The sequence below is a fragment of the Cryobacterium sp. TMS1-20-1 genome (assembly GCF_004402355.1).
GTDB lineage: Bacteria > Actinomycetota > Actinomycetes > Actinomycetales > Microbacteriaceae > Cryobacterium > Cryobacterium levicorallinum.
Genome location: NZ_SOGF01000043.1, coordinates 1 through 9,366, shown reverse-complemented (window position 1 = coordinate 9,366; position 9,366 = coordinate 1). Strand labels below are relative to the sequence as shown.

General features: G+C 62.0%; 10 protein-coding genes and 1 pseudogene. 6 read left to right on the top strand and 5 right to left on the bottom strand.

The window, feature by feature from the left end; translation table 11 throughout:
* Positions 1 to 70 precede the first annotated feature (70 nt).
* The gene (locus E3O45_RS08835) at positions 71 to 718 is read right to left on the bottom strand and encodes an ATP-binding protein (RefSeq protein ID WP_134443072.1); all 648 of its coding nucleotides are present in this window, start codon (positions 716 to 718) and stop codon (positions 71 to 73) included.
* A 108-nt stretch (positions 719 to 826) separates the two neighbouring features.
* The gene (locus tag E3O45_RS17530) at positions 827 to 1,081 is read right to left on the bottom strand and encodes a hypothetical protein (protein WP_166789443.1); all 255 of its coding nucleotides are present in this window, start codon (positions 1,079 to 1,081) and stop codon (positions 827 to 829) included.
* Here E3O45_RS17530 and E3O45_RS08830 point away from each other — a divergent pair.
* From E3O45_RS08830 to E3O45_RS08810, 6 genes and pseudogenes are all read left to right on the top strand, one after another.
* Positions 1,074 to 2,882: a DUF4012 domain-containing protein gene (locus E3O45_RS08830; RefSeq protein WP_166789442.1), complete on the top strand. Its 1,809-nt coding sequence runs from the start codon at positions 1,074 to 1,076 to the stop codon at positions 2,880 to 2,882. The genes E3O45_RS17530 and E3O45_RS08830 overlap by 8 nt on opposite strands.
* Positions 2,883 to 2,986: 104 nt before the next feature.
* Positions 2,987 to 3,631: an NAD(P)-dependent oxidoreductase gene (locus E3O45_RS08825; protein ID WP_134443069.1), complete on the top strand. Its 645-nt coding sequence runs from the start codon at positions 2,987 to 2,989 to the stop codon at positions 3,629 to 3,631.
* A gap of 121 nt (positions 3,632 to 3,752) precedes the next feature.
* Positions 3,753 to 4,874: a helix-turn-helix domain-containing protein gene (locus E3O45_RS08820; RefSeq protein ID WP_134443068.1), complete on the top strand. Its 1,122-nt coding sequence runs from the start codon at positions 3,753 to 3,755 to the stop codon at positions 4,872 to 4,874.
* Complete coding sequence (locus E3O45_RS08815) at positions 4,871 to 5,419, top strand: nucleotide-binding protein (protein ID WP_174843075.1); 549 nt, start codon at positions 4,871 to 4,873, stop codon at positions 5,417 to 5,419. The genes E3O45_RS08820 and E3O45_RS08815 overlap by 4 nt, the downstream gene beginning before the upstream one ends.
* A gap of 561 nt (positions 5,420 to 5,980) precedes the next feature.
* Positions 5,981 to 6,127: pseudogene (locus E3O45_RS18405) on the top strand (type IV toxin-antitoxin system AbiEi family antitoxin domain-containing protein); the annotation flags it as partial.
* Positions 6,128 to 6,547, top strand: coding sequence for a hypothetical protein (locus E3O45_RS08810; RefSeq protein ID WP_241985294.1), 420 nt, complete (start codon positions 6,128 to 6,130; stop codon positions 6,545 to 6,547).
* A gap of 360 nt (positions 6,548 to 6,907) precedes the next feature.
* Here E3O45_RS08810 and E3O45_RS08805 read toward each other — a convergent pair whose 3' ends face one another.
* From E3O45_RS08805 to E3O45_RS08795, 3 genes are read right to left on the bottom strand one after another with little or no spacing between them, the layout of a single operon-like run.
* Complete coding sequence (locus tag E3O45_RS08805) at positions 6,908 to 7,147, bottom strand: hypothetical protein (RefSeq protein WP_134443066.1); 240 nt, start codon at positions 7,145 to 7,147, stop codon at positions 6,908 to 6,910.
* A gap of 28 nt (positions 7,148 to 7,175) precedes the next feature.
* The gene (locus tag E3O45_RS08800) at positions 7,176 to 7,907 is read right to left on the bottom strand and encodes a response regulator transcription factor (RefSeq protein WP_134443065.1); all 732 of its coding nucleotides are present in this window, start codon (positions 7,905 to 7,907) and stop codon (positions 7,176 to 7,178) included.
* Entirely contained in the window at positions 7,900 to 9,198 is a 1,299-nt protein-coding gene (locus E3O45_RS08795; protein ID WP_166789441.1) for a cell wall metabolism sensor histidine kinase WalK, read from the bottom strand. The genes E3O45_RS08800 and E3O45_RS08795 overlap by 8 nt, the downstream gene beginning before the upstream one ends.
* Between the last annotated feature and the right edge of the window lie 168 nt (positions 9,199 to 9,366).

Sequence of the window (9,366 nt, the reverse complement as noted above, 5' to 3'; positions counted from 1 at the left end):
CGGGTACCGACGGCCTAACGAAGTGCACTACGGTTATGAAAAGCCAGCCCTGGCAGCGTAGAAGAAACCACTAATTCCGCTGTCCGAAATCCCCGCGGCAGCTCAGTCCGGTCTGCGAGGCGATCATGGTTGGGAGTCGGTGTTCCCGGTTGGCGAGGATCGCAAACAGGTCGTTGGCAGCGTCGCTGTCGATGCCGACGGTGAGGAAGTCATTGATGATGAGCAGGTCGACGTTCGAGAGCTCGTTCAACAGTTTCTGGTGGGCGATGGCGTCGCCGCGAGCGATCACGAGCTTTCGGGCGAGGTCGTCCATCCGGAAGTAGAGCACCGAATGCTCACTCTCGCAGGCGCCGATGGCCAGTGCGCAGGCGAGATAGGTTTTCCCGCCGCCGGTGGGCGAAATGATCAGCAGGTTCGTCGCATCGGAGCGCCAGTCATGGGCGGCATAGCGTCGCATTCTGACCTGGGTGATTCCGCGTCCCTCGCGGTAGTCGACCTCGGCCACGGTGGCGCCCGGGATCGGAAACGCAGCCTGACGGATGAGCTTGTCGACCTTGTTGATGCGTCGAGACTCCAACGCGTCGTCGACCGCGGTGAGGAACAGCTGCTCGGGGGTGAGGGTATCGTTGGCTTCGTCCTGGATGAGTTCCTCCAGCCGGGTCGCGACGTGGGTCACGCGCAGAGCCCGGAACTTGTCGTAATCAACGCTGGTAAACATCACTTGACCTCCTCATCGCGCGCATAGTGAGAGGCGTCACGGACATAAACATCCGGCATGGTTAAGCAGACGGCCCCTAACGGAAATATTCAGCGGCCCCAGAACACGCTACTCACCGCTTGGATTAGTGGCCCCGAAGGTCAATAACACCGGCCCCCAGGAGAGCGAATATTCATCAACATAAACGATTCCGAGCAGTCCGGTGTCCGGGTTGTTGTCGGCGGCGCACCGTTCGAAGGCGATCATGCTCATCAGCTCCGGGACTTTGCCGGTGTCCACCAGCCCTTGATACTGGCGGCGGATGGTTTTCGCCTCCGGAGAACGGTCCATCCCCAGGATCTGGTTGAATCTATGGATGGGCATGCATCGCAAGGGTAAGAGCAGCAAAGTGGGCGGGCGGCGTGTCCGCAGGTTTTGGCTCGGAGTATTTATCGGTGTAATCGTGGTGCTGGTGGGTGCCACAGTTTGGGTGGGCTTTCAATCGCTGATGGCAAAGTCGGAGTTGGAGCAGGCGGTGCCACTCGCGTCCGTTGTTCAGCAGGCTATGGTCGTTGGGGACATAGCCGCTGCGCAGGAGGCTGCAACTGAACTTGCCGAGAACGCTCGCGCAGCGGCGGGGCACGCGAGCGACCCGGTTTGGAGGGCGTTTGAGTTCGTTCCGTATCTGGGACCGAACTTGACGGCTGTTCGGCAGCTCACGCAGGTTGTTGATGACATCAGCGAGCATGCAGTCATGCCACTAGTATCGCTGGCTGGGAGCATTGACCTTGCCAGCTTTAGTCCTGCAAATGGCGCCGTTGACCTAGCGCCACTCGTGCAAGCCCAACCGATCATGATTGGTGTCGACGTAGCGCTGACTCAGGCGACGGTAGATATAGCAGCTATCGACACGTCCAATACTTTGGCCCAGGTGCGGTCCGCGGCCCAAGAACTTTCTGCGGTTGTCGATACGACGACGACGAGCGTGGGTGGAGTGAATCGCGCGGTGCAGCTGCTGCCAGCAATGCTCGGGGCCAAGGGGCATCGCAGTTACCTCTTGCTGTTTCAGAACAATGCTGAGGTGCGCGCTACTGGTGGGCTACCGGGCGCGTTCGCCGAAATTTCGACCGAGGACGGTCAGATTCAGATCACGCGCCAGGCCTCGGCTGCCGGCATCGTCTTCGACGAGCCCGTGCTCGATCTGCCGCTCGAAACGCGGGGCATCTACACCGACCGGGTCAGCACGTTCATGGGTGACGTCACGCTCACTCCGCAGTTCGCCACGACCGGCGCGCTGACGCGCGAGATGTGGAAGCGCACCTACGGCACCGAGGTTGACGGAGTTATTTCTCTTGATCCGGTTGCCCTGAGCTATTTGCTGCGCGCGACCGGACCGATCACCCTGGCCACCGGCGAGGTGCTCACGAGCGACAACGCTGTGCAGCTTCTCCTCAGCGATGTCTATGCGAACTACGACGACCCGGCCGACCAGGACAGGTTGTTTGCCTCTGCGGCGGCAGCGGTGTTCTTGGCGCTTTCCGGCGGGCAGGCAGACCCGGCGGCACTCATCTCGGCCCTCGCGCAGGCGGGTGATGAACGACGCATTCTGATCTGGAGCGCGCACGAGAAGGATCAAGAACTGTTGGCGGGAACGACGTTGACCGGCGATTTGCCGGTGAGTGACGCATCCGCTGAAAGAATTGGGGTTTATTTCAATGATGCGACGGGGGCGAAGATGAATACGTTCCTCGATACGCGCATTGACCTGGGCGAGGTGACCTGTCGCAATGACGGGCGACCGTACTACGCCGTTGATGTGACCCTGACGAACACGGCACCGCTCGACGCGAACGTATCGCTGCCGGGGTCGGTGACCGGGCCGGGCACGTTTGGGGTGGTACGCGGGAATATCAAGACGATTATTTTGGTCTATGGGCCGCCGGATTCGCAGAACCTGGGGGTAACGCGCGGGGGAGAGACCGTTCCCTATCACCCGGCGAGCGATTCGGGGTATCCGGTGAGTCAACTGGCGGTGGAGCTGGCGCCGGGAGAAACGTCGACGACGCGGTTCTACTTTATTGGCGCAGATGCACAGCATGGAGAGCTTGAAGTCGTGCACACGCCCGTGCTGAACCTGATTGAGTCGCAGCGCGTGGAAGTAGCGTGCGACGAGGTGGAGCGGTGACAGCGTACCGGTGACGCGAACCCTTCTATGAGTCAGGAATAACACGAGCGCAGTCGCATTCATCGGTTTAGGCACCATAGGACAAGGCATGGTCGCCAACCTCGTTGCCGGTCACGTCGATCGTCATCGATCTGTCGACCATCTCCCCGGCTGCCAGCGCAGCGGAAGCCGCGGCTTTTTCTGCGCGCGGCGGCGTGCGTTTTCTCGACGCGCCCGTTTTCGGCTCCAAGGGAGAGGCTGCCAACGGAGGCCTTTGGATCGTCGTGGGCGGAGATGAAGCGACCTTCGAAAGTTCCAAAGTCGTGCTCGAGCCGATCAGCGCTACGCTGCACTATATGGGGCCGTCGGGGAATGGCGCGAAGATGAAGCTCGTGGGAAACCTCGCCGTTGCCGCTCAGCTGGAGGCGCTGGGGGAGTCACTCTCCCTTGCGAAAAAGGCCGGCCTGAATCTGCACGACGTTCTCGTAGTATTCGCCGTCACTGACTTTCGCTCGCCCATCTTCGACGGCGTCGGTTCTGCGGTTGTCGCAAATGACTACTCGCCGAGCTTCGCGCTCAAGCTCATGCTCATGCTCAAGGACGGCAATCTCGTGAAGGACTTCGCCAAAAGCCTCGGCGTGTCGGTGCCCGGCACGATCGCTACCGTTGGCACCATCGAGCGAACCGTTGACGCCGGATACGGCGAAGAGAACGCATCCGCTCTCATCAAGGTTCTCGCCTCTGACGCCGGAGTGGACCTGGCTCAGTAGCGGGGCGAGTGCCGGGGTTCTCGCACGTGTGGCCTCGATCGCTCGTACCTGGCACCTCGCGCGGCGGAGGAGTCGGCAGCAACCTAACGCTTTTCCTCGTAAATGTGCGAAAATGGCACACATGGATGAGATCAATGCGACCACACTCGGCGCGCGCATTAGAGAAGCGCGTGAGCGTGCCGGCCTCAAACAGGGAGACCTGAGCAGCCTCGTCGCGCTGGATCGGACGGCGGTTAGCAAGATAGAAGCCGGTACGAGGAAGATCACAGCCTTGGAGCTGTCCGGCATCGCCCGGGTGATTGGCGTTCGCATGTCCTCGTTCTTCTCCGAGCCGCTTCCGGCGCTGGTGTCGCATCGCTCCAGTCAGGGACTGGAGACGGTCGATTCGAAGATCGATCACTTGCTTGCCGGGTTGGCGGCCGATGTAGAGCTTGTGCAGTCCCTGGAGGCATCTGAATCGCACTCGCAGCGACTCGTGAAAACACCGCTCGCACGTCCAGTGAGTAACGCCGCGGCTGAAGATCTCGCCGACACCGCGCGGCATCTGCTCGACCTGGGCCGTACCGAGCCCGTGCACGAACTGGCGAACCGAGTGGCAGCAATCGGTCTGAGCGCATTCTCCTTGGATCTAGGGGTCGACACTGCTGACGCCGGGACGATTTTGCTGCGGACCGGCGGTGTTTCTTTGGTGAATAGCTACAACAAGGTCGGCAAGAGGCGACTCGCTCTTGCACACGAGCTCGGACACTACTTGGTCGCAGACGACTACACGATCGACTGGCGAATCTCTGAGCACAGCGGCGATATCGAAGCCACGCTCGACCGTTTCGCTCGGGCACTGCTTCTTCCCAAGCGGGGTCTCCGGGGATTGTGGGAAGAAAATTACGAGGCACATGGCTCGCGTGAGGCCGCCGTGATATTGGCGAGCGAGTTTCGCGTCGATATGGCAACACTCGCGAGACGATTGCGTGAGCTGGAAATAGTTGACAGTGAAGTCGCTGCGTTCATTCGCACGGTCTCCACCACCCGTGCGGACATAGTCGAATTCGGGCTCAACGTGCCGACAGAGATGGAAGCCACGAGCCTGCCCGTTACGTTCCAGAAAGGCGTGCTGCGACTGGTCCGTGAAGAAAAGATCAGCCGGGAGCGCGCGCTCGGGTTGCTGCAGAACACCTTCGATGAGGAAGACTTGCCACCTCTTCGAACTCGGCGCGAAGATGAACTCTGGAAATTCGTTTCGTGACCGCTCCACCGGAGACTCTGGTCTTTGACACGGGTCCGCTTCGACACTTTGCAGTGCAAGGCTGGCTGGGGGTACTCCACTTCCTGGCCGGTGACCGATACGTCGTGATCCCGGAAAGCGTTGAGGACGAGCTACGGCGGCAGTCGCACGAGGTTCCGGCCCTCAGTCAAGTTCTCGACGCGGCTTGGATTACCGTCGACCGAAGTACCGATCTCGCCTACGTGCTCGCCTTCGCCGAATTCGAGGATCGTCTGGTTGATGATGGCAGGAACACCGGCGAATGCGGTGTGCTGGCTCTCGGACAGGTGCGTGGGTTCGAACTCGTGCTGGATGATGCAACGCCTCGGCAGATTGCAGAAGAGAAGGGCATGCGAGTCACCGCGACTCTTCCACTGCTCTGCAAAGCAATTCGCGAGGCAAAGCTGACGGTGCCGATGGTCGAAAGTCTGGCGGATGACCTTATCTCGGGTGAATACTTTCTGCCGTTCGGGCGAGGGGGTTTTCGGCAGTGGGCTTTGCGCGAAGGCCTGATCGAGTACTACTGAAGGGCTCTCAGCGAGAGGGGCTGGGGAAGAAACTTCTAACCGTTGGTCGAGCTTAACGAGACTTCTCTGGACTCGCGCGGGCCGCCTGCGTGGCGCCGCCATCTCGCATCCGCTCTTGTCGGCGGCTCTATCAGTGCCAATTGGCGGCGTAGAAGGTGCTTGGACATGTATTCTCGCGAAGGCGACCCGGATGAGTCCCGAGTCGAATCTTCGACGGTGTCGGATCTGCGGTTGTCGCAAATGACTACTCGCCGAGCTTCGCGCTCAAGCTCATGCTCATGCTCAAGGACGGCAATCTCGTGAAGGACTTCGCCGAAAGCCTTGGCGTGGCGGTGCCGGGCACGATGGCCACCGTTGGCACCATCGAGCGAGCCTGTGACGCCGGATACACCGCCAGACGCCGGCGGCGCATAGTGAGGTGGCCCTCCCGCATCCGCTCTCGAGAAGAAGGATGGTGCAGCGCGGTCTGCCGCGCCAGCCGGCGATTTACGGGACTGTTTTGACAAATGAGTGTCAAGACCGTTGCATTTATGCTACTCTTTTGACAGAAAGAGGGAGCGCATGCGGACTACTCGACAACTGCTTTGGCCGATCGCCGTTGAACACGACGGATACGTCACTGCCGCAGACGCCGACGCACTCGGTCTGCCAGATACAGCCTTACGCCTCCTTGCTCACCGAGGGAAACTCGCGAGGGAGGCACGGGGGGTGTACCGGTTCGACGAACTTCCTCGGGAACGCTCCGCCGACTACCGATTCGCGACTCTCTGGACGGGCAGGGGCAACGCTGCGCTCTCCCACGACACCGCGCTCGACCTCTACGACCTTTGTGACATTAACCCCGACAAATATCACGTCACCGTGCCGAAAGATGATCGTGTGCGACGAACGGGTGGCGTCAATATCGTCGTGCACCACGAGGACCTCACCGCTGACGAGATTGGTTGGTGGGAGGGGATCCCCTGTGTCACGATCTCGACCGCGATCCGGCAAGGCATCGACACCGGCGTCCCCACCTACCTCGTTACCCAGGCGCTCGAAACGGCACGGGCGCGCGGCGCCATAACGGAAGCGGAGCGCGTGCAGCTCGCCGAGAGGATGGGGAACCGTGGCCGACCCGTTCGCTGACCTGCCGGAGAAAGCCCGCACTGCTCGGACGGACTCCCCGAACGTGGCCGCCGACGATTGCCACCAATGAGCAATGGGAGATCGACTGGGCAAGACCCGCGGAAGTCACGGGCATTACACTAACGCTCGACGAAGCGATCCTGAACACTAACGAATGGATCACCGCGATCGACGACGCGCAGTGATCTCGCCTACGTGCTTGCCTTTGCCGAATTCGAAGATCGTCTGGATGATGGTGCAGGAGCGCCGGCGAATGTGGTGTGCTCGCTCTTGGCATCAGCGAACTGTGCACGCGCTGCCGCAGCGCAGTTGGGTAGGTCAGCAGCGTCAACGTCCACGATGCGTCCGCCCGCCCAGGGGCTAGTCCATATCCAGAACCTTGTGCGTTCCGAAAAGTAGGAACGCCAGGGTGGTGCCGTCGAAGCTCCAGGCGATGCGGCCATCCGGCGCGAACGTGGCTTCGAATCGTTTCGGGCTGATCGTTTTGAAGCGCTGAATGACCGCGATACGCCGTCTGGTCGCGATACTTCGCGACTCGCTTTCGCTGCCTTTTGCGGCTGCTTGCAACTGCAGCAGGTGAAGGATGTCCCTCTTGTTCACTTATCGACGGATGCGATCTCAAGAAGGCCTAGGAGGCCGCCGCCAGGCGGTAACCGACGCCGCGCACGGTTTCGATGCGCTCGGCCCCGGAGCTCGTGCGCCCGATCTTTCTGCGCACATTGGCCACGTCTACCTCGAGGGAGCGCCGGTCGGAATCCGTCACGCGACCGCTCGTGACGTAGCTCTCCCCGCGCAACTCAAGAATGAGCTCGGCCTTGCTGTGCACCCGGTTGCCGTGCTGGATCAGGCTCGCGAGCAGGTCGAATTCGCTGCGCGTCAGTAAAACGGATGCCCGTTCCACCTCGACGAGGCGCCGCTCGGGGTTGAGGCGCAGGCCGTCGTGCTGCAGCCATCCGCTTGCCAATGAATCGGGCTCAGCCGCGACCGGCGCTCGCCGCAGCACGGCGTCGATGCGGGCGCGCAGCTCCCCGGTGCGAAACGGCTTGGCCACGAAATCATCCGCTCCGGCGCCCAGGCCCCGTACGACGTCGATCTCGTCGAAGCGGGCGGAGATCATGATGATGCTCCGGTCGGTCAGTAGGCGAAGGCGTTTGAGGGTTTCGAAACCGTCCATGCCGGGCATGTTGACGTCGAGGGTTGTCAGCGTCGGATTCAGGTCTCGCACGAGCTGCACCCCCGCGGCGCCTGTGCAAGCGATCTTCACGACGAATCCGGCCTCGATGAGGATGGCCTCGAGCACCTCGCCAATATCGGCGTCGTCTTCGAGCACCACGGCCACGCGTTCAGCGATTTCAGTCATGGCACCCACCCCGCAGTGCAGAAACGCTGAGCGGCGGCGGCGCCACGGTCACCCCCGCGAGCGGCCGCGTGAGCTCAAACCGACTGCCCGCAGCCGACGAGTGGGCCAGGCGCAGATCGCCGCCGTGCCGCTGGGCGATGTCGCGACTGATGCCGAGGCCCAGCCCGGTACCGGACTGGGTCGACAGCCGCGCGGACTCGGTGCGAAAGTACGGCTCGAAGACCCGCGTGCGATCGGCCGCAGCGATTCCGCATCCGCTGTCGGTGATCGCAAACGTCATCGTGTCGGCATCGCGTGTCTCGCTCACGGTTACCGTGCCGCCGATGCGGTTGTATTTCACGGCGTTGGTGAACAGATTGTCGAGGATCTGCCGAATGCGATTCGGGTCGACCTCGGCCCAGGCAGGGGCAGCCGTTGTGACGACGATCGTGACCTGGCGCGCATCGGCGGCGGCACGGCTCGCCGCCCGGGAGTGGTCGATGAGTACGCGAATGTCGGTGGCCGCCCGGTACAGCTCCAGCTGCGAGGTGCCCGTGCTGCGCGCCAGCAGCAGATCGGCGAGGATTGTCTCCATCTGCTCGGCGTTCCGCACGATCACCCCGGCCCGCCGCTCCACCGTCTGCGCCTGCGTCTGCGCCTGCTCGCTCGCGCGCAGCACCAGGTCCGCGTTGCCCAGGATGGAGGTGAGCGGAGTGCGCAGTTCGTGGGTGACCGCCTCGATCAGGTCGTCCCGGGCCCGCACCGCCTGCTCGGTGAGGGCGGTCTTCGCGGCCAGTTCACGACGTTTGCGATGGATGCGCGTGCCCGACACTCCCGCTGCCGCCGACATAATGACCATGGTCAGCGGAAAGGCGACGAGGTGGGTGAACTGCTTGGAGTCGAAGTCGGCGTAGCCCGCGAAAAAGCTGCTCGGGCTCGTCGCTGCCACGAGGGCGAGGCAGATCACGAAGCCCCACGGGCCGAAGGAGTAGGCAATCCAGATGATCGGCAGCATGAGCAGCAGCGCCCCACCCGACAGCATGGGATCGTCAGCTAGTGCGGTCAAACGGATGCCCACAATATCCACCAGTGGCACCAGCAGAGAGAACCGCTGGAACAGTGCTTTGCGGTTCCCGAGCATGGTCGCGAGCGTCATGAGAGCGAAGAGGCTTGCCCCGGTACCGTACAACACCGGGTCCAGGCTGTTCGGACGGCTGAGCAGCAGGGCCGAGCCCACGACGAGCAGCGCCCCAAAAACCACGATCTGAACTTCCAGCAGGGATCGGGCGTAGCCCTCGAAGTGCCTCGCCATGCCCATTTTCCCCCTGGTCGTAGCCTGACGACCGGGGGATCCAGTGGGAGCCCCTAAAAGGCAATACCGTTCAGTTAAGCACTTGAATGGTGATTTCTGGCTCGTGACCGGGTTGTGGCCAGTGGGCGTGGTGGAAGCGTTTGGCGGGCCATTTCGAGACCTTGCGTT